This window comes from Marinobacter sp. H13 (genome assembly GCF_059072335.1).
Map to the genome: position 1 here is coordinate 4257001 of NZ_JCACRU010000001.1, position 20512 is coordinate 4277512.

A 20512-nucleotide genomic window follows, 5' to 3' on the forward strand; every position below is an offset into this window, starting at 1 on the left:
CATGATGCAGGACTATTCGCTTCAGCAGGCCCGGGTGTATACCGATTTCAGCGGACTGAACGCGCTGAAATCGCAGGCCCGAACGGACAAGAGGGCGGCGTTGGAAGAGGTCGCACGCCAGTTCGAGAGCCTGTTCCTTTCTGAGATGCTGAAGTCCATGCGCAAGGCTGGTGATGTGCTTTCCGAAGGTAATTTTCTGAAAAGCAATCAGTCGGATCTGTATCGCGATATGTTTGATAACCAGGTGAGTCTGACCATGGCCGGCGGGCAGGGAACCGGTCTCGCCGAGGCGCTGGTCCGGCAACTGAGCCAACAAATTCCCGGCCTGGACAGTGAAGGCGATAAGCTGGCTGGCCACAAGGCTTCCCTCGCGGATTATGACCGGCGTATGCCGGCGCTTTCGGCAAGCTTGCCCGGGCAGGTTCAGAAAGTCGTTTTGGTGGCGCAAGGGTTTACTGCGGCCCCGGAAAAAAACGTGTCCGAATTGCCGGACCGGTTCGATTCGCCGGAGCATTTCGTGAGTGCCTTGCTTCCGGTAGCGGAGCGAATCAGCCGGGATACCGGCATCGACCCAAAACTGATGGTGGCCCAGGCGGCCCTGGAAACCGGCTGGGGCCGGCATATGATCCGGGGAGAGCAGGGCGAGCCAAGCTTTAACCTCTTTGGTATCAAAGCGGATAGCCGGTGGAAGGGTGATGCCGTTTCCCTCACCACCACAGAATACCGCGAGGGTCTGCCCATGAAAGAGCAGGCCAGTTTCCGGGCCTACCAGGATTATGAATCCAGCTTCCGGGACTATGCTGCGTTCCTCGAATCCAACCCCCGTTACCGGGACGTGCTGTCGGCGGCGGACAAGCCTGAAGTGTTTGCGGAGAAACTCCAGGAAGCCGGCTACGCAACCGACCCGAACTATGGCAGTAAAATCCGCCAGATCATGAACCGTGACTCACTGATGACACTGTCCATGGGCAGTGACGGGATGAAGGAGTAAACCTTATGGCAGGGCTGATAGGCATTGGTCTGACCGGCATCCTCAGTCAACAGGCTGCGCTGAATACCACAGGCAACAATATAACCAACGCCAATACGCCTGGTTACAGTCGCCAGGAAGTGCTGTTTGAAACCCAGGAAGGTCAGCGCACTGGCGCCGGCACCATTGGTAGCGGCGTAAGCGTTGCGGACATTCGCCGCCTGGCCAATGAATACCTGGTTCAGCAGGTGCGGGAAGACAGCACGCTGTATGGCGAGCAGCAAGCCCTCAACTCCGAGCTTTCGAGGCTTGATAACCTTCTGGGGGGCGAAAACACGGGCCTGAGCAATGCCTTGAACAACTTTTTTGCCAGCCTTCAGAACGCAGCCGAGGATCCGACGTCTCTGCCACAGCGCCAACTGGTTCTGAGCGAGGCGCAACAGGTTGTTAACCGGTTCCAGGCCCTTAACCAGGAATTCATTCAGCAGCGGGAATCCATCAAGACCCAGATGCAGCAGGGCGTGAAGGATGCCAATACCCTGCTCAAGAGCATTGCGGAACTGAACCTGGCGATCTCAGAATCACCGGGCATTGCCCAGGGGCAAATGCCCAATGAATTGTTGGATAAGCGGGATGAGAAACTGCGGCAGCTGTCGGAGCTTATTAGCATAAAAGTCAGCCCGGCAGACGGTAGCCAGGTTAACGTGTCTCTGTCGAACGGTTTGTCCCTGGTGGTTGGCAGTAACGCTTCGACCCTCGGCACCCGGGAAAATGCCGAAGATCCGACACGTCTGGAGTTCACACTGAGCAACGGTGGACGCCTCCTCAATATTGATGAACAGATCACCGGCGGCAAGCTGGGTGGCCTCCTGCGTTTCGATACCGAAGGTCTGAAACCGGCATTCGATGAGCTTGGCAGGATTGCCATTGCCCTCTCCGACACCATGAATCACCAGCATGAAATCGGGATGGATCTGGAGGGCGAACTCGGTGGGCTGTTCTTCACAGATATCAATTCGCTCGAGGCGCAACGGAGCCGCGTGGTCCCCAACGGAAATAACGCGCCCTCGACCAACGGACAGTTGGCCGTCGAGATAACCGACAGTTCGGCGCTTCCGGCAGGCCGCTGGACTCTCCAGTTCAGTGGCGATGGGCGAAGCTACGAGTTGATTGATCAGGGTACTGGAAGAACCGTCAATCAGGGCCGGTTGCCCGATCCGCCCCAGTCTGAGATTTCCATGCCCGGTTTCAACATCCGGGTGGAGGGCGGCACGTTCAATGCCGGAGACAAATATCTGATTCAACCAAGCCGGAATGCGGCGGAGAGCATTGGGCTGGTGGTCAATCGGGAGGAGGATCTGGCTTTCGCAAGTCCGGTTCGTGCTACCACCGGCGATGACAATATCGGAACCGGCAAGATTGATCAGGGCACCATGCTTAACGTCAGGAACCCGTTCACCAACTCCCTGTTGCCCGCGTTCCAATCGACCGGGCAACTGGCGAACGGGCCAATTACCGTAACATTCGACGATCCGGGAACCGGCCTGGTGTTCACGGTTACGGACGGCGGTGGAAACCCGATAGGTCCGGCAAACCGGCCCTACACGCCGGGCGTTGCCAATGAGCTGTTCAGCGACAATCCGGCGGATGGTGCCGAGTACCAGGGTTTTCAGTTCAAGATAACGGGCCAGCCGGCTGACGGTGACACCTTCGAGATCAATTACAACTCCAACGGTGTTTCGGACAACAGGAATGCGGAACTGCTGGCGGCGCTTGGCACGGCCAACACGCTGAATGGTGGTAGCCAGAACTTTTCCGAAGGCTATGCGGGGCTTGTTGAGGATATCGGTGTTAAAACACGCCAGAGCCAATTGGATGTGGATGCCGGCAAAACCCTTCTGGAGCAGTCGACCAATCAGCGGGAATCTGTATCCGGCGTTAACCTGGATGAGGAAGCCGGGCGCCTGATCCAGTATCAGGCCGCCTATAATGCCTCGGCCCAGGTAATGTCGGTAGCCCAGGATTTGTTCAATACCCTGTTACAGAGTTTCCGGTAACGGTTGAGGTGATGTGACATGATCAGAATTTCATCACAGCAGATTTTTTCAGGCGGTATTAATCGGCTCCAGGAGCTCAATACCAGCCTGAATAACACCCAGCAACAGATCTCGACTGGCCAGAGGGTAAACAAACCTTCCGACGATCCGGTCGCTGCGGCGCGCATTCTGAAGCTGGATCAGGAGCTTTCGCGGGTTGAAACCTATCAGCGCAACGTCGACCTGGCGGACAACCGTCTGAAACAGGAAGAAAATGCTCTTTCAAGTTCGATCGATGTGATTCAGCGGATCCGGGAGCTGACGGTTCAGGCGGGTAATGGGTCATTGTCGGCCAACGACCGGCGGTCGATTTCTTCGGAGCTGGAGGAACGCCTGGGGCAGCTCGCCAATATTGCCAATACCCGTGATGCCTCCGGCGAATACATCTTTAGTGGATTCCAGGGCTCGGTAAAGGCCTTTGAGCAGGATCCCTCAGGCAGTTGGATTTACCAGGGCGACGAGGGCCAGCGAGTCCTCGAAATTGATGATGGTGTCACCGTTCCGATCAGCGATAACGGCAAGGACATTTTCGTAAGAGTTCCTGCGGCCATCACCGGCGAACACAGCACGGTGAGCACGCCGGGCGCTTCTATTTCAGGCGTCAAGCTGGTTAACGAGGCAGATCTGGCTGCCGCCTACCCCAACTCGTTCCCGGACGATATTACAGTGGAGGTCGTCGACGTTGGAGCGCCGAATCCACCGGAGTTAAGGGCGTTTGATAGCCAAGGAAATCCATTGTCGGTTGATCCCCTTGTTTACGAGAGCGGCGAGCCGTTCACAGTTGCGGGTGTAGAGGCAACAATTACTGATGCTGTGCCTGGTGCGGGGGATGTGTTTACGCTGAAGATCAACGAAAAACAGTCGGTGTTCGGCACCATTGAGAACCTGATTTCCGGTTTGAACAACATCGACAAGAGCAGTCCGAATGGGCAGGCCCAGTACGACGACCTGATTGCTAATTCCCTGATCAACCTCGATAACGCCCAGGAAAGCATTATCCTCAAGCAGACGGAGTTGGGAGGCCGGATGAACGCGGTGGAATCGACCAAGTCATTCCTGGAGGATTCGTCGGTCTACAGCAATGAAATACGGTCCCAGCTGCAGGATGTGGACTACGCAGAGGCCATCAGCACCCTGAGTTTCCAGAGCTTCGTGTTGCAGGCGGCCCAGCAGTCGTTTGCCCAGGTTTCGCAGCTGTCACTGTTCGATCGATTGTAAAACTCTGAGCCGGCGGGCAGTTGTGTCCGCTGGCTTATTGCTTTCGCGATTTAGCTCAGTATAATCCCCAACACTCTCCGATGGCGGCGTGGTGAAATTGGTAGACACGACGGATTCAAAATCCGTTGGGGTAAAACCCGTGGCGGTTCGAGTCCGCCCGCCGCTACCATCTTCTTTTCTTCGGCGTCGTTAACAGTCCATTCCATGAATGTCTCCGATTTTCATTTTGACCTGCCGGACGAATTGATCGCCCGCTATCCACTCAAGGATCGCAGCGCGTCCAGGCTGCTTTGTCTCGACGGCCTCTCTGGCAAGCTTGACCACCGAATATTCAGTGAACTCCCTGAGCTGCTTCAACCCGGCGACTTGCTGGTGTTTAACAACACCCGGGTGATCCCTGCGCGCCTTTTTGGCAAGAAGGAGACCGGTGGGCAGGTAGAAGTTCTGGTTGAGCGGGTAACCGGAGAACATGACATCATCGCCCATGTTCGAGCCTCAAAAGCATTGAAACAGGGGCAGAAGGTTATCCTTGAGGATGGCACTTCTTTGAGAATGGCGGGGCGGGACGAAGCGCTGTTTCATCTCGTCTGTGAGTCTGAGGAGCCAGTGCTTGAGGTGCTCGAGCGGATTGGCCACATGCCACTGCCGCCCTATGTGGACCGTCCGGACGAATCCACCGATCGGGAACGCTACCAGACCGTTTACGCCCGGGAAGCAGGCGCCGTAGCCGCCCCCACGGCGGGTCTGCATTTCGATGAGGGCTTGCTGGAGAAACTGGCCGCCTGCGGCATTGAAAGTGCCTTTGTGACCCTGCACGTCGGTGCCGGCACATTCCAGCCGGTACGGGTCGATAAAATCGAGGATCACACCATGCACAGTGAGGTGGTGAACGTTCCCCAGGATGCCGTCGACGCCATCGAACGAAACCGTGCAAGGGGAGGGCGTGTGGTTGCCGTAGGTACCACGTCGGTTCGTTCCCTTGAGTCGGCCAGCCGTGGTGGTCGCCTGAGGGCGTTCACGGGCGAGACCGACATCTTCATTTACCCGGGTTACCGGTTTCAGACCGTGGATGCCCTGATCACCAACTTCCATTTGCCGGAATCCACCCTGATCATGTTGGTCAGCGCGTTTGCCGGCTATGACAACGTCATGTCGGCCTACCGGGAAGCGGTAAAGGAACGCTACCGCTTTTTCAGTTACGGTGACGCCATGTTTATCAACGGTCAGGAACCCAGCCGGGGCATGTTGCTCGGGGCGACCGTGGAATCCAATGAAGCCGGTAACGATAATGCCGGGGAGGCTTTGTGACACAAACCTGTTTCATGTCGTTCGAAAAACTGGGCGAGGATGGGCGCGCCCGCCGTGGCCGGCTGACGTTTCCCCGCGGAACCGTTGAGACCCCCGCGTTCATGCCTGTCGGCACTTACGGCACGGTCAAGGGTATGCTGCCCCGCGATATCCACGAAATCGGTGCTGAAATCATTCTGGGGAACACCTTTCACCTGATGCTTCGGCCCGGTACTGAGGTGGTCAAGGCCCATGGCGACCTTCACGATTTCACACAATGGCATGGGCCTATCCTGACCGACTCCGGCGGTTTCCAGGTGTTCAGTCTGGGTGAGATGCGCAAGATCACCGAGGACGGGGTTACCTTCCGTTCTCCGGTAGATGGTTCGCCGGTGGAGCTGTCACCGGAGATTGCGATCCAGGTGCAGCGGGATCTCGGGTCGGACATCGTTATGATATTTGACGAGTGTACGCCTTATCCGGCCACCGAGCGTCAGGCAAAAGATTCCATGGAACTGTCGCTGCGATGGGCGCAACGGAGCAAAGATGCCCACGAGGGGAATCCTGCGGCGTTGTTCGGCATCGTTCAGGGCGGTATGTACGAAGGCCTGAGGGACCGCTCTCTGGAAGGGCTTACAGAGATCGGCTTCGATGGCTACGCCATTGGCGGTCTGTCGGTTGGCGAGCCCAAGGAAGACATGATCCGGATTCTCGACCACTTGCCGCCGAAAATGCCGGAAGACAAGCCGCGGTACCTGATGGGCGTGGGCCGGCCGGAAGATCTCGTCGAGGCGGTACGTCGCGGTGTCGACATGTTCGACTGTGTAATGCCTACCCGCAATGCCAGGAATGGCTATCTATTTACGTCAACCGGGATCGTAAAAATCCGCAATGCCCGGCACCGTCATGACACCGCGCCGCTGGACGATCGCTGCGACTGTTATACCTGTAAGAATTTTTCGAGAAGTTATCTCCATCATCTGGATAAATGTGGAGAAATGCTTGGCTCACAACTGAATACCATCCACAACCTCCGGTTCTACCAGAACCTGATGGCTGAATTGCGTGGGGCCATTGAAGCAGGTACATTGTCGGACTTTGTAACCGACTTCTATGCTCTGCGCGGAGAGACCGTTCCGCCCCTGGGCAATGTTTGATCTATTCGCTAAACCAACGGAGATATTCAATGAAAGCTATTAAAATGCTCGTTGCCGGCCTTTTGGCTCTGATGCCTGCTCTTGCCATGGCGCAGGACCCGGCTGCTCAGGGAATGGGTGTTATGGGCCAGGTGATCTTTTTCGCCGGCTTCATCCTGATTTTCTACTTCCTGATCTGGCGCCCGCAGTCCAAGCGTGCGAAAGAGCACAAGGCTCTGATGTCCGGCCTGAATAAAGGTGATGAAGTTGTGACCTCTGGTGGTGTTGCCGGCAAAATTACCAAGGTGACTGACGATTTCATCGTTGTGGAAGTTGCTGACAACGTAGAGATCAAGGTCCAGAAAGTAGCCGTTGCTGCGGCGCTGCCGAAGGGCACGCTCAAGGACATCTGAGCGGGGGCCATTTAGCCGGCCATCCCTGGTGGCCGGTTTGAATCTTCCTGGCTGAAACACCAAGTCTGGCCGCTAGGCCGGCTACAAGGGATCCCATGCTGAACAAGTATCCGCTTTGGAAAAACCTGGTTATCCTGGTCGCGCTCGTGATCGGGTTTATCTACGCTTTGCCCAACCTCTTCCCCGACGACTACGCCATCCAGATTACCGGCGCCCGCAGTAGCACCGCGGTGAATGCCGGTGTGCTCGACAGGGCCGTTGGTGTGCTGGAAAGCCGGGGCATCGAGGTGAAAAGCAGTACTCTTCAGGATCGGGATGCTCTGATCCGTCTCACCAACTCTGAAGACCAATTGCAGGCCCGTCCCCTGGTGCAGGCTGCTCTTGGAAACGAATACCTGGTTGCACTGAATATGGCCGCCTCCACGCCCGGTTGGCTGAAGAGCCTGGGTGCCGGCCCGATGAAGCTGGGTCTGGACCTTCGTGGCGGTGTCCACTTCCTGTTGGAAGTCGACATGGAAACCGCAGTCAGCCAGCGTCTGGATGCCATGTCTGGCCAGATCAAGCGGGAGTTGCGGGAAGAGCGGATCCGCTATCGTGGCGGAGATGTTCAGGATAACCGCGAGATCGTTCTCAGCTTTCGTGATGAAGCCTCCCGCACCGAAGCGTTCAACATGGTGCGTGACCAGTACAACGAATTCCTTCTCGATGAGCAGAGCGAGGGTGATGAATTCCTCCTCGTCCTGACGCTCTCCGAGGCTGAGGTCACTGCGATTCAGGACTATGCTCTGGAGCAGAACCTCACAACGATCCGTAACCGGGTGAATGAGCTCGGTGTTGCTGAGCCCCTCGTTCAACAACAGGGTGCCGACCGGATTATTGTTGAGTTGCCTGGCGTACAGGACACCGCACAGGCCAAGCGCGTACTTGGTGCAACCGCGAACCTTGAGTTCCGCATGGAGGCCCGCCAGGACGCCCCCAGCAGCGAGACCGAGGAGTTTGGTTTCCGGGATCAGCCACAGCGCACCGCGCGCCTCGAGCAGGAGGTGATCGCGACCGGTAACAACGTGGCCAATGCCCAGCAGGCGTTTGACGAAAACGGCCAACCCCAGGTCAATATCACCATGGATTCCGTCGGTGGCGACCTGATGAACCGGGCCACCCGCAATGCTATTGGCCGCAGGATGGCCGTGCTGTTCATCGAGTACCGCACGGAAACCGAAACCAGAATGGTAGACGGCGAGCCTCAGGAGGTGGAGAACCGCGTTGTGGAGAAAGGCATAATCAGCCTTGCCACAGTGCAATCCGCTCTGGGCAGCAGTTTCCGGATCACCGGGCTTGATTCCATTCCGGAAGCCGCAGAACTGGCGCTGCTCTTGCGCGCCGGTGCACTTGCCGCCCCGATGTATTTTGTTCAGGAGAGGACCATTGGTCCGAGCCTCGGCCAGAAAAATATAGACGCCGGCATGATGTCCGTTGCGCTTGGCTTCGGGCTGGTGCTGCTCTACATGCTTGTCTACTACCGCGGATTTGGCGTGGTAGCGAACATTGCGCTGACACTGAACCTGATGCTGCTCGTTGCGTGCATGTCGATCCTCTCGGCGACACTGACCCTGCCAGGCATCGCCGGTATCGTTCTGACCGTCGGTATGGCGGTGGATGCCAACGTGCTTATCTTTGAGAGGATAAAGGAAGAGCTGAAATCGGGCGTGCCGCCCCAGACGGCCATCAACTCCGGTTATTCCCGAGCCTTTGTTTCCATCTTTGATGCAAACATCACCACATTGCTGGTTGCCGTGATTCTTTTCGCAATGGGTTCCGGCCCCGTGAAAGGGTTTGCGGTGACACTCTGCATCGGGATTCTGACGTCGATGTTCTCTGGCCTGATGGTCAGCCGGAGCATCGTTAACATTATTTACGGCGGCCGCAGGGTCGAGAAGCTGTCGATCGGAGGAAAGCTCGCCAATGTCTGAAGATCAAAAGCAACCGTTTGATTTTATGGGTTTGCGGAAGATTGCTTCCGTAATTTCCATCTCGCTGATCGTTGTGTCTATCGCGCTGTTGGCCATCCGTGGCTTGAACCTGGGTATGGATTTCACCGGCGGCACCTCTGTTGAATTTGAATATGCAGAGGCTCCGGAACTGGATGAAATCCGCTCCAGGCTGACGGCTGCCGGCTACGAACAGTTTTCTGTTCAGAACTTCGGGGCTGACACCACGGTATTGGTGCGCATGGCTGAAGCTGACAATGATCAGCTGGCACCTGAAGTTACCCGAACCCTCGAGGAGGGGGGCGCGGAGCTGGAATTGGTAAGCTCCGAGTTTGTCGGTTCCCAGGTTGGTGAGGAGCTCAAGGAGGACAGTGGCCTCGGATTGCTGATTGCCCTTGCAGTGGTGCTGATTTACGTGGGTATGCGCTTCCAGTTCAAATTCGGTATTGCCTCGGTGGTCCCTCTGGCCCACGACGTCATTATCGTTCTGGGTGTATTTGCGTTATTCCAGTGGACCTTCGATCTTACCGTTCTGGCTGCGTTGCTTGCGGTCATTGGGTATTCTTTGAACGATACCATCGTTGTTGCTGACCGGATTCGGGAGAACTTCCGCAAGATGCGCGTGGGTGAGTCCTGGGACATTATCAACGAATCGATTCACCAGACGATCGCGCGTACCATCAACACCTCGGGTACGACTCTTGTGGTGCTGTTTGCGCTCTACTTTCTGGGTGGTGAGGCAATCAACAACTTCGCCCTGGCTCTGATTATTGGTGTGGTTGTCGGTACCTACTCTTCCATATACGTGTCTGCGAATCTGCTGATGGTGATGGGCGTGTCTCGAGATGACCTGATCGTGCCGGCAAAAGAAGGCGCGGAAAATGCCGAAGAAGAAGAGCAGCCACCGGAGTGGCTGAACCGGATGTAACGGTACTTCTGGCCAATTCCGGACACAAAAAAACCGCCACAGAATGCTGGCGGTTTTTTTGTGTCCGTAAGAACCGGAAACCTCAGCGAGGCAGGCGGCCCCGGAACGGATGCAGTACTTTCAGGACTTCGCGGAACAGTTTCGGATTCGCCACGACCAGTTGGCGGGCGTTACCGGTAGACGGGTTGCCGGAGAAGTCACCGGTCAGTGCGCCGGATTCCATGGCGAGTGTCACGCCAAGATCCAGATCGGACGCTTCCGGGCGGAAAATGATCGCCGCGTCCATCAGTCCCGCAGAAACCCGTGCAATGTCCAGAACCACGCAGCCGGATGTGCGGAACATGCCGGAATCCCGCGCCAGTACAGCGGCCATTTCGCCCCAGAGCATAGGGTCTTCGCTCTTGCGGGCCTGGTCCAGCAGGTTGGTGGCGATGGCTGCTTTCTCTGGCAGTTTGATTTCAGAGGCGCGAACCCGGCGACTGTTCAGGGCAGCACCATGGCCACGGCTGGCGGAGTACTCTTCGCCCGTGACAGGGTTCACCAGGAGCAGGTTTTCAGTGCGGTTATTCTTTTTCTGGGACAGGGCCAGAGCGAACTCGGGAATGCCCCGCAGGAAATTCTCACGGCCCAGAACAGGGAAAATATGCCAGCTTTTCTCGCTGGTTCCGGCATTCGCTTCGTTCAGAGGCGCGATGCTGTGGTCCTTGTAGGCCTTTTCAAGCTGTTCAGCAAAATTATCGTATATAGATTGCTCAACCCGCTCCAGTTGACGACGGCGTTCAGAGTCGTCCTTGCCGGTGGGTTCCTGGCGCTCGAAATGGGCTTTCAGATAATCGGACCCCTGACGCGCGACGCGCAGGGCCATTTTAATAGCTGGTTGCATCTGAGTGTTCATTATCCGGGTGTGTGAAGGCCCGGTATGATAGCAAAAGATCACCCCGCTTGTATGTTTTTTGACTCAGCAATAGCACGGATAACCAGAGGTTACGGGTTCTCCGGAGGGGCAGGATGGCGGTGCTTTCTGCTATCATTGCCGCCCTGATTAATAACCTTGGGCCTGCTTAACATGCACAAAAGCGCACTTCCACAGGAAGGGACGGAGACATTTAAGGATCAGATCCGGATCATTCTGGTTGAGACATCCCATTCAGGCAATATCGGCGCAGTCGCCCGTGCCATGAAAAATATGGGGCTCGGCAACCTGTGGCTGGTCAACCCGTCTTCGTTTCCGGACGAGGCTTCATACGCCCGTGCGGCGGGGGCTTCAGATGTGCTTGATAGCGCCCACGTGGTGTCTTCGCTCGATGAGGCGCTTGCCGACTGCGTTCTGGTAATGGGTACCAGTGCCCGGGGCAGAAAAGTCCCCTGGCCGGTGTGCGCCCCGCCCGAGGCTGCGGCCGCGGCCGCAGAGCACGCCGGCAGTGGCCCGGTGGCCATGGTGTTCGGCAGGGAGAACCATGGTCTCAGCAACGATGAGCTGCAGCGTTGTCATTATCATATTCATATTCCCTCCAATCCCGATTACAGCTCTCTCAACCTGGCCATGGCGGTGCAGGTCATGTGCTATGAATTGCGGATGTATTACCTCCGAAGCCTTGAAGGCGGTGAGGGAAGCCCATACTTAAAGTCGATGACCCGGCCCGGGGACGAAGGATGGGATGTGCCGCCGGCGAAAGTCCACGATGTTGAGGGCTTCTTCGGGCATCTTGAGCAGGTGCTTATCTATGTTGATTTCCATCGGCGGGAGAACCCCAGGCAGCTTATGACGCGCTTGCGGCGGCTGTTCCAGCGAGCCAGACTTGATCAGATGGAGATCAATATCCTCCGGGGCATCCTCACCGCTGTGCAGAAAGCGTCGGGCACACGGAACAACAGCAAATCAACCGAGGCCGATACTGCGGCGACGGAACAGGACAATGGCCATGTTTGAGCGTTTGCGGGAAGACATTAACAGCGTGTTCCATCGGGACCCCGCCGCCAGGAATACCTTTGAAGTGCTCACCAACTATCCCGGTTTGCACGCACTGCTTTTCCATCGGTTTTCCCATTGGTTGTGGAGTTTGGGATTGAAATGGCTTGCGAGGACCATTTCGACGATCGCCCGTTGGCTTACCGGCATTGAGATTCATCCGGGTGCAACCATTGGTCGTCGCTTCTTCATCGACCACGGCATGGGTGTTGTTATTGGTGAGACTACGGTGATTGGCGACGACGTAACCCTCTATCAGGGCGTTACGCTGGGCGGAACCAGCTGGAACAAGGGTAAGCGGCATCCCACGATTGGCAACAGTGTGGTGGTTGGTGCCGGCGCCAAGATTCTGGGGCCTTTTGAAGTAGGCGAGGGTGCCAAGATTGGTTCAAACTCGGTGGTTACCAAGGCAGTGCCAGAGGGAGCAACCGTTGTAGGTATCCCTGGCCGCGTTATTGTCAAACGCCAGGGCGAAGACGATGCCCGCCGCAAGGAGATGGAAGAGCGAATGGGCTTCGATGCATACGGCGTTACAGAAGAAATGCCGGACCCCGTCGCACGGGCCATGCGCTCGTTGCTTGATCACATGCATGCCGTGGATGACCGCATAGAGAATATGTGCAAGGCGTTGCGCAAGGTGAACAGTGAATACCAGAATGGCGAACTGCCACCGCTCCACGAGGAGGATTTCGATTGCGTGCGAGACGACGAAGAGGTGCGGCGCTGAATACTTGACTGAAATGGTTGGTCAATTCATACTCTGTTCTGCATTTTTGAGATTCAATCCCGCCATGGGGCTGACGCTATGAAGTTGACCACCAAAGGCCGCTATGCCGTTACGGCAATGCTGGATCTGGCTCTGCATGGAGACCAGGGGCCGGTGAGTCTGGCCGATATATCGGCGCGTCAGGAAATCTCACTGTCCTACCTGGAGCAGCTTTTCTCCCGTCTCCGCCGCCAGAAACTGGTTGTCAGTATTCGCGGTCCCGGTGGTGGATACAGGCTCAGTCGTCCTGCGGCTGATCTCTACATTGCCGAAGTTGTTGATGCCGTCAGCGAATCGCTGGATACCACCCGGTGCGGCAACAAAGGCGATTGCCAGAATGGCGAGAAATGTCTGACTCACCACCTCTGGTCTGATCTCAGTGATCAGATTCATCAGTTTCTCAGCGAGATCAGTCTCGGAGATCTGATGAGGAAGCATGAAATTCGCCAGGTTGCGGACCGGCAAAATCGCCGCCAGTCCGACAGTGGCTCTGAAACCATCAATACCGAACGCCTGTCCGATCAGGCGCCGGCCTGACACCAACAAGTTTCCGGAATCCATGAAAAAGCCCGTTTATATGGACTACGCGGCCACCACGCCCGTTGATCCAGCCGTTGCTGATGAAATGATGAAATACCTCACGCTGGATGGTGTATTCGGTAATCCGGCATCCCGCACCCACGCCTATGGTTGGCAGGCAGAAGCCGCAGTGGAAGCTGCACGCAAGAAGGTCGCCAGTCTCGTTCACGCTGATCCGCGGGAGATTGTCTGGACCTCGGGGGCAACGGAATCAGACAACCTCGCCATCAAAGGGGCGGTTGCCGGCCGGCAGGGCGCTCATATCGTTACCTCCAGGATCGAGCACAAAGCGGTTGTTGATACCTGCAAGTGGCTGGAGCATCAGGGTACTGAAGTCACCTGGCTGGAGCCGGCAGCCGACGGAACCATCGGTTTTGATCAGGTGTTGGACGCGCTCAAGGAAAATACCGTGCTCGTCAGCCTGATGTTGGTGAACAACGAGCTTGGAACAATCAATGATATTGCCGCCATTGGTGCCGAATTGCGCCAGAGAGGCATTCTTTTTCACGTAGACGCCGCCCAGGCCGCCGGCAAGATGGCAATTGATGTTGGCTCCATGCCGGTGGATCTGCTGGCGCTTTCCGGCCACAAGGTTTATGGCCCGAAGGGCGTCGGCGCCCTGTACGTCAGGCGGTCGCCAGATGTTCGTATTGAGGCGCAGATTCATGGTGGTGGCCATGAGCGAGGAATGCGCTCCGGAACGCTCCCCACCCATCAGATTGTCGGAATGGGAAAGGCGTTCGAGATCGCCCAGTCCGCGCTTGAACAGGAAGTGGAGAAGCTGGAAGCCCTGCGGGAGGCGTTTCTTTCGGGGCTCCGGCCTCTCGAGGGTGTCACTCTCAACGGCAGTGAATCCCGGCGCGTCCCGGGCATAATGAATCTTTCCTTTGAAGGCGTCGATGCGGAGTCCCTCATGCTCGGCCTTCGGGATCTGGCGGTATCCTCCGGTTCGGCCTGCGCTTCAGCCACGGTAGAGCCCTCATATGTGCTTCGTGGCATCGGGTTGAGTGAACAGCAGGCCCATCGTGCGCTGCGCTTTTCCATCGGCCGCTACACCACGAACGAGGAAGTGGCGTTTGCCAGCGCGCAAATAGTTGATGTTGTTAGTCGCCTCCGCGCAGTGCGGTAGGAAGTTTGCCCCGGACTGCGTATAATCGCAGGCCAGAATTTTAACCATCCACAAACTGGAGAAATACCATGGCAACTGAGCGCACGCTCTCGATTATCAAGCCCGACGCGGTAGCAAAGAACGTGATCGGCGAAATTTACAGCCGCTTCGAGAAAGCTGGGCTGAACATCGTTGCTGCCAAGATGATGCACCTCACCCAGGAGCAGGCAGAAGGCTTTTACGCAGAGCACAAAGAGCGTCCGTTCTTTAACGACCTGGTTGCATTCATGACCTCCGGTCCGGTGGTTGTGCAGGTTCTGGAAGGTGAAGGCGCGATCCTTAAAAACCGTGACCTGATGGGCGCGACCAACCCGAAAGAAGCCGAGGCGGGCACTATCCGCGCTGATTTCGCATCGTCCATCGACGCAAACGCCGTTCACGGCTCTGATTCCGCGGCTTCTGCCGAGCGCGAAATCGCTTACTTCTTCAATGACAACGAGATCTGCCCGAGGGGTTGATTGCGTTGATCGGGGGCGATCATCCGGTCGCCTCCGAATTGATTATCTGATCGAGGTTATGAAATGACAGCGGCCGCTGAAAAAACCAATCTCCTGGGAATGCCAAAAGCAAAGCTCGAGGCCTTCTTCGAGTCCCTGGGGGAGAAGCGTTTTCGTGCCACTCAGGTTTTGCAGTGGATTCATCAGCGCGGTGCTGATGACTTCGATCAAATGACCAATATGAGCAAGGCGCTGCGGGAAAAGCTCAAAAAGGTGGCCGAGATCCGTGGCCCTGAGGTGGTATACGACGAAACGTCCAAGGACGGCACCCGCAAATGGGTGATGCGCATGGACAACGGCAACAGCGTCGAAACAGTGCTGATTCCCGATGGCGAGCGCGGCACGCTCTGCGTTTCCTCCCAGATTGGTTGCAGCCTGGACTGCACTTTCTGCTCCACCGGCAAGCGTGGCTTCAATCGCAATCTCACCGCGGCGGAAGTGATCGGGCAGGTGTGGGTTGCGCGCAAGGCCTTTATGCCCTTTGAGCAAGGTCCGGATCGCCCGATCACGAACGTGGTGATGATGGGCATGGGCGAGCCGCTGCTCAACTTCGACAACGTCGTGGATGCCATGAACCTCATGATGGAGGATCTGGCCTACGGGATCTCCAAGCGTCGGGTTACCCTCAGTACCTCGGGCGTTGTGCCGGCTCTGGACCGCCTGTCGGAAGTTACCGATGTTTCACTGGCCATTTCCCTGCATGCGCCGAATGATGAACTGCGTAACAAACTGGTTCCGTTGAATAAAAAGTACCCGATTGCCGAATTGCTGGCCGCGACCAAGCGTTACTTCGCCCGCCTGCCGGACAAGCGCAAGGCGACAATCGAGTACACCGTCATTGAAGGAATGAACGATCAGCCGGAACATGCCCGTGAGCTTGCGGTGCTGTTGCGGGATTTGCCATGCAAGATCAATCTGATTCCCTTTAACCCGTTCCCGGAGAGCGATTTCCGGAGGCCGAGCATGAACGCGACACGTCGGTTCCAGGCCGTCCTGAACGAAGCAGGATATATTGCCACTATCAGGACTACCCGCGGTGACGATATCGATGCCGCCTGTGGTCAGTTGGTGGGCCGGGTTGAGGACAGAACTCGCCGGAGCCAGAGGTACATTCAGGTTCAGCAGGTGAATCCCTGAGCCAGGAACGTCTTGCAGCCCAATCGAGGAAGGGGACACCCGTGATAACAACACCAGCAAACCGACGTTTTTCCGTGTTGGCCGTTATGCTGCTGACCCTGCTGGTTACAGGTTGCGTTACCACCACTGACAGTCGGTTCTCACGGGAAGCAGATCGCCAGGAAGCCCTCGATAACTATGTGAAACTTGCCACGGCCTATATCGGCCAGGGCAACCTTGAGCGTGCGCGTCATCACCTCGACAGGGCGTTCAAGCTGGATTCCGATGACCCGGGTGCAAGGGCCGCAATGGGCCTTGTCTATAACGCCGAAGGCGAGCCAGAGCTGGCCGAGCGTAATTTCGAAAAGGCCATTTCCGAGGACCCGGGCTACACCAGGGCGCGGGTCTACTATGGCGCCTTCCTGTTCGGTCAGAATCGGATGGAAGACGCTCGCGACCAATTCCGTGCTGCGTCCCGGGATACCGGTTATCAGGATCGCGGCTCGGTTTTCTTTAACCTGGGCATGACCCAGGAGCGCCTCGGAGAACTGGAAGCTGCGGCCACATCCTATCGCCGCGCAGTGGAGCTGACACGAGGCGATGCACGTTCCCTGCTGGCGCTCTCCCGGGTGTCCGTAGAGACTGGCGACTACGACGACGCGGCACGCTATTACTCGCGACTGATTTCATTGATGCAGCGAAATCAGCGTCTGGTCCACTCACCGGAGAGCCTTCTTACCGGAATCCGCATTGCCCGCTTCTACAGTGATGAAAACCAGGAGGCGAGCCTTGCGCTTCAACTCAGAAACAAATTTCCGGAGTCAGTCGAATACCAACAATATAAGGTGCTGATTTCTAATGGCAACTGAAGAAAACTCACAGCCAGCTATGAAGGAGCCCGTAGGGCGGCAGCTTCAAAAGGCACGGGAGAAAACCGGTCTGAGTACCGGTGATGTCGCAGCAGCGCAGCATTTGCGTCCTTCGGTAATCCAGGCGATCGAGTCGGGAGATTACAGCCAGATTGACAGTGAACTCTTTCTGAAAGGGTATGTCAGGGCTTATGCAAAACAGGTTGGGCTGGACGCAGATGCAGTGATTGCCGACCTCGACCAGGAACTGGAACCCATTCGGCAACAGCGGGAACAGGAGCAGGAAGCCAATCCGCTGGTAGACATCGAACGTCGCAGACGTCGTAAACGTCAGCTTGCCAAGGCTCTGTTTTTCCTGGTGGTGCTGGGCATTGCCGGATACCTTGCTTTCACCTTTCTGGCTCCTTCACAGGGCCCGGCGCCTTCCGAGCCGACGACAGAACCGGAATCAGTGCCGGAGGAGCCTGCTCCTGCTGAAGCCGAGGAATCGGCTGCGTTGGCCGAGCCAGAGCGCTCCGAACCTGTGCTTGTTGCCAGTGCTGAAGAGTCGGAATCGGCAGTTATGGAGGCGGAGGCGCCTACCGTGCAGCAGTCTGAAACAGAAACTGAGGCTCAAGCGCCTGAAACTGACGTTGGTGAAAATCAGTTGCCTGAAAACACACTGGCTACGGACGATGGCGCGGCTGATGCAACCGAGCCTGTTACCGATCAGATTCCTGCGGTCGTCCAGACCCCCGAGCCGGTTCTGGAAGACCCGAATGGGCTGTCGGATGCTTCGGACAACGGTCGACTCCAGATTCGCTTCAGTGACGATTGTTGGGTGCAGATCAGTGACGCAGCCGGTAACCGCCTGGTGAATTCGCTCCAGCGTAACGGGGATCTGATTGATATCGAGGGGCCGACGCCCTTGAGGGTTGTGATTGGCGCAGTCGATGCGGTTGAATCCATCCGTTTCCAGGGCGAGCCAGTGGATATCGGTGGCTACCGGGTTGTTAACAACCGGTCAGAATTCACCCTGACAATCTGAAATTTGATCAAATTTTCCATATCGGTCAGTAAGACATGAAACAGGATTCCCCGATTATCAGACGCAAATCCCGCCAGATCATGGTGGGCAATGTTCCTGTGGGTGGTGACGCGCCGATTGCGGTGCAGAGCATGACCAACACCGAAACCTGTGACGTAGAGGCCACCGTTGGCCAGATCAAGGCATTGCAGGAGGCAGGTGCGGACATAGTGCGTGTTTCCGTTCCGTCCATGGACGCCGCTGAGGCGTTCGGGAAGATTCGGGAGCAGGTTTCCCTGCCGTTGGTTGCCGACATCCACTTCGATTACAAAATCGCTCTTCGGGTAGCAGAACTGGGTGTTGACTGTCTCCGGATCAATCCTGGCAATATCGGCCGCGATGACCGCGTCAGTGCCGTGATCAGTGCGGCCCGGGACGGCAACATTCCCATTCGCATTGGTGTGAACGCCGGTTCGCTGGAGAAGTCTCTCCAGCGCAAATATGGCGAGCCGACGGCAGACGCGCTGGTGGAGTCCGCCATGCGCCACATCGATATCCTGGATCGTCATGACTTCCAGGATTTCAAGGTTAGCCTGAAAGCGTCGGAAGTGTTTATGACGGTCGATGCCTACCGTAAGATTGCCCAGCAGATTGAGCAGCCCCTGCACCTTGGCATCACCGAGGCCGGTGGTTTGAGATCCGGAACCGTGAAGTCCTCCATTGGCCTTGGCATGCTGTTGATGGACGGCATCGGTGACACCATCCGGGTATCGCTTGCAGCGGACCCCGTGCAGGAAATCAAGGTGGGCTTCGATATACTGAAGAGCCTGCGCCTGCGCAGTCGCGGTATAAACTTCATCGCCTGTCCCAGCTGTTCCCGGCAGAATTTCGATGTCATCCAGACCATGAATGATCTGGAAGCTCGTCTGGAGGATGTAAACGATTCTCTGGATGTGGCGATCATCGGGTGCATCGTAAACGGTCCGGGTGAGGCGAAAGTGGCGGATCTCGGACTTACCGGCGGGAGCCCCAAGAACCTCTTCTACATGGCGGGAAAGCCGAACCAGAAGCTGGACAACGCGACATTGACGGATGATCTGGAGCGCCTGATTCGCGAGGAAGTGGCACGGCGCAAGGAACAGGAAGATTCGATTATTGCCCGGTCAGACAACTGATTGTTTCCAGTTCCCGGCATAACCATCCAGAAAAAGTTAAGGGTTAACATTGGCAAAGATTCAGGCAATTCGCGGGATGAACGATATCCTGCCGGAGCAGACGCCGGTTTGGCAGTTTGTGGAATCCACGGTTCGCAGAGTACTGGCCCAGTATGGCTACCAGGAAATCCGCATGCCGATTGTGGAACAGACCGATCTGTTCAAGCGTTCGATTGGTGAAGTGACCGACATCGTCGAAAAGGAAATGTACACCTTTGAAGACCGCAACGGTGACAGTCTGACCCTCCGCCCGGAGGGCACCGCCGGTTGTGTTCGGGCCGCCGAAGAGCACGGTCTTCTGTTCAATCAGACCCGCCGTCTCTGGTACACCGGCCCGATGTTCCGGCACGAACGTCCGCAAAAAGGCCGCTATCGCCAGTTTCATCAGATTGGCGTGGAATGTTTTGGCATGAACGGTCCGGACATTGATGCCGAACTGCTCATCTTGACGGCAAGGCTCTGGAAAGAGCTTGGGCTTGCCGAGCATACCCGGCTTGAGATCAATTCCATCGGAACGTCGGAGTCCCGTCGGGTTTACCGGTCCGCCCTCGTGGATTACCTCGGTCAGTTCAAGGCAGACCTGGATGCCGATAGCCAGCGTCGCCTCGAATCGAACCCCCTGCGCATTCTGGATAGCAAGGATCCTTCCACGCGGAAAATCCTCGAAAACGCGCCCAGCCTTGACGACTATCTCGACGAAGAATCCCGCGAGCACTTCGAGCGCCTGAAGGCGCTTCTTGAGGCTGCAGGGGTGAATTATTCAGTGAATCCAGCGCTGGTGCGGGGCCTCGATTACTACGGCAAGACGGTGTTCGAGTGGATTACCGACAGCCTCGGCGCCCAGGGTACGGTGTGTGCAGGTGGTCGATACGATGGCCTGGTGGAACAGCTGGGTGGCAAGCCGACCTTTGCAGTGGGCTTTGCAATGGGCCTTGAGCGCCTTATCCTGCTGCTGGAAACGCTGGAACTGGTTCCTGAGCACGTGAACAGTAACGCCGATATTTATGTGACAGCGATGGGTGACGCGTCGCTGGCGCCAGCTTTGGTGCTGGCCGAAAAATTACGCGCAGCATTGCCGGACCGGGTGATCGTTTCCCATTGTGGCGGCGGTAGCTTCAAGAGCCAGATGAAAAAGGCTGACCGGAGTGGCGCCAGGTATGCGGTGATTCTGGGTGAGAACGAAGTGGCCAAGGGTACCGCAGGGGTGAAGCCCTTACGAGCTGATGAGCCCCAGACTGAAGTTGCCCAGGACGAACTTGCCGACATTCTGGCAACGTCGCTGGCCAGCTGAA

The 20512-nt window shown here is 56.8% G+C and carries 19 protein-coding genes and 1 tRNA gene; 19 read left to right on the top strand and 1 reads right to left on the bottom strand.

Features of this window, described 5'->3' with window-relative positions; all coding sequences use genetic code 11:
- The first annotated feature begins 4 nt into the window (after positions 1 to 4).
- From flgJ to secF, 9 genes are all read left to right on the top strand, one after another.
- Positions 5 to 991 (top strand): flagellar assembly peptidoglycan hydrolase FlgJ, encoded by a 987-nt coding sequence (flgJ, locus tag AC5JQH_RS19890; protein ID WP_493805896.1) that lies wholly within the window; start codon positions 5 to 7, stop codon positions 989 to 991.
- Between the two features lie 5 nt (positions 992 to 996).
- Positions 997 to 3027 (top strand): flagellar hook-associated protein FlgK, encoded by a 2031-nt coding sequence (gene flgK, locus AC5JQH_RS19895; RefSeq protein WP_273073368.1) that lies wholly within the window; start codon positions 997 to 999, stop codon positions 3025 to 3027.
- An 18-nt stretch (positions 3028 to 3045) separates the two neighbouring features.
- Complete coding sequence (gene flgL, locus AC5JQH_RS19900) at positions 3046 to 4284, top strand: flagellar hook-associated protein FlgL (protein ID WP_273073369.1); 1239 nt, start codon at positions 3046 to 3048, stop codon at positions 4282 to 4284.
- 82 nt (positions 4285 to 4366) lie between these two features.
- Positions 4367 to 4453 (top strand) — tRNA-Leu (locus AC5JQH_RS19905).
- 35 nt (positions 4454 to 4488) lie between these two features.
- Positions 4489 to 5592, top strand: coding sequence for a tRNA preQ1(34) S-adenosylmethionine ribosyltransferase-isomerase QueA (gene queA, locus AC5JQH_RS19910; RefSeq protein WP_491713511.1), 1104 nt, complete (start codon positions 4489 to 4491; stop codon positions 5590 to 5592).
- Positions 5593 to 5606: 14 nt separating this feature from the next.
- On the top strand, positions 5607 to 6728 hold the full coding sequence (gene tgt, locus AC5JQH_RS19915; RefSeq protein WP_273018115.1) for a tRNA guanosine(34) transglycosylase Tgt: 1122 nt from the start codon (positions 5607 to 5609) through the stop codon (positions 6726 to 6728).
- Between the two features lie 29 nt (positions 6729 to 6757).
- Positions 6758 to 7120 (top strand): preprotein translocase subunit YajC, encoded by a 363-nt coding sequence (yajC, locus tag AC5JQH_RS19920; RefSeq protein ID WP_053115014.1) that lies wholly within the window; start codon positions 6758 to 6760, stop codon positions 7118 to 7120.
- Positions 7121 to 7215: 95 nt separating this feature from the next.
- Positions 7216 to 9090 (top strand): protein translocase subunit SecD, encoded by a 1875-nt coding sequence (gene secD / locus AC5JQH_RS19925; protein WP_273073371.1) that lies wholly within the window; start codon positions 7216 to 7218, stop codon positions 9088 to 9090.
- The gene (gene secF / locus AC5JQH_RS19930; protein ID WP_273018110.1) at positions 9083 to 10036 is read left to right on the top strand and encodes a protein translocase subunit SecF; all 954 of its coding nucleotides are present in this window, start codon (positions 9083 to 9085) and stop codon (positions 10034 to 10036) included. The genes secD and secF overlap by 8 nt, the downstream gene beginning before the upstream one ends.
- Positions 10037 to 10118: 82 nt before the next feature.
- Here the strand turns inward: secF and AC5JQH_RS19935 are convergent, their stop codons facing one another.
- On the bottom strand, positions 10119 to 10919 hold the full coding sequence (locus AC5JQH_RS19935; RefSeq protein ID WP_064228066.1) for an inositol monophosphatase family protein: 801 nt from the start codon (positions 10917 to 10919) through the stop codon (positions 10119 to 10121).
- Between the two features lie 183 nt (positions 10920 to 11102).
- Between AC5JQH_RS19935 and trmJ the strand changes: the two genes are divergently transcribed.
- The 10 genes from trmJ (at position 11103) to hisS (ending at position 20511) form a co-directional block, all read left to right on the top strand.
- Positions 11103 to 11966 carry a tRNA (cytosine(32)/uridine(32)-2'-O)-methyltransferase TrmJ gene (gene trmJ / locus AC5JQH_RS19940; RefSeq protein WP_493791281.1) on the top strand — a complete coding sequence of 288 codons (864 nt, stop codon included), beginning with the start codon at positions 11103 to 11105 and terminating at the stop codon, positions 11964 to 11966.
- Positions 11959 to 12732 carry a serine O-acetyltransferase gene (cysE, locus tag AC5JQH_RS19945; protein ID WP_053115569.1) on the top strand — a complete coding sequence of 258 codons (774 nt, stop codon included), beginning with the start codon at positions 11959 to 11961 and terminating at the stop codon, positions 12730 to 12732. The genes trmJ and cysE overlap by 8 nt, the downstream gene beginning before the upstream one ends.
- A 78-nt stretch (positions 12733 to 12810) precedes the next feature.
- Complete coding sequence (gene iscR / locus AC5JQH_RS19950; RefSeq protein WP_008174321.1) at positions 12811 to 13308, top strand: Fe-S cluster assembly transcriptional regulator IscR; 498 nt, start codon at positions 12811 to 12813, stop codon at positions 13306 to 13308.
- Positions 13309 to 13330: 22 nt separating this feature from the next.
- Positions 13331 to 14479: an IscS subfamily cysteine desulfurase gene (locus AC5JQH_RS19955; protein WP_008174323.1), complete on the top strand. Its 1149-nt coding sequence runs from the start codon at positions 13331 to 13333 to the stop codon at positions 14477 to 14479.
- Positions 14480 to 14547: 68 nt separating this feature from the next.
- Entirely contained in the window at positions 14548 to 14976 is a 429-nt protein-coding gene (gene ndk / locus AC5JQH_RS19960; RefSeq protein WP_008174325.1) for a nucleoside-diphosphate kinase, read from the top strand.
- A 63-nt stretch (positions 14977 to 15039) separates the two neighbouring features.
- The gene (gene rlmN / locus AC5JQH_RS19965; protein ID WP_405419343.1) at positions 15040 to 16152 is read left to right on the top strand and encodes a dual-specificity RNA methyltransferase RlmN; all 1113 of its coding nucleotides are present in this window, start codon (positions 15040 to 15042) and stop codon (positions 16150 to 16152) included.
- An 86-nt stretch (positions 16153 to 16238) separates the two neighbouring features.
- Positions 16239 to 17000, top strand: coding sequence for a type IV pilus biogenesis/stability protein PilW (gene pilW, locus AC5JQH_RS19970; protein WP_405420967.1), 762 nt, complete (start codon positions 16239 to 16241; stop codon positions 16998 to 17000).
- A complete protein-coding gene (locus AC5JQH_RS19975) occupies positions 16990 to 18027 on the top strand; it encodes a RodZ domain-containing protein (protein WP_008174331.1) in 1038 nt (345 codons plus the stop codon). Before pilW ends, AC5JQH_RS19975 begins: the two co-directional genes overlap by 11 nt.
- Before the next feature lie 35 nt (positions 18028 to 18062).
- Complete coding sequence (gene ispG, locus AC5JQH_RS19980; RefSeq protein ID WP_008174332.1) at positions 18063 to 19181, top strand: flavodoxin-dependent (E)-4-hydroxy-3-methylbut-2-enyl-diphosphate synthase; 1119 nt, start codon at positions 18063 to 18065, stop codon at positions 19179 to 19181.
- Positions 19182 to 19230: 49 nt separating this feature from the next.
- Complete coding sequence (hisS, locus tag AC5JQH_RS19985) at positions 19231 to 20511, top strand: histidine--tRNA ligase (RefSeq protein ID WP_273044029.1); 1281 nt, start codon at positions 19231 to 19233, stop codon at positions 20509 to 20511.
- Position 20512 lies beyond the last annotated feature (1 nt).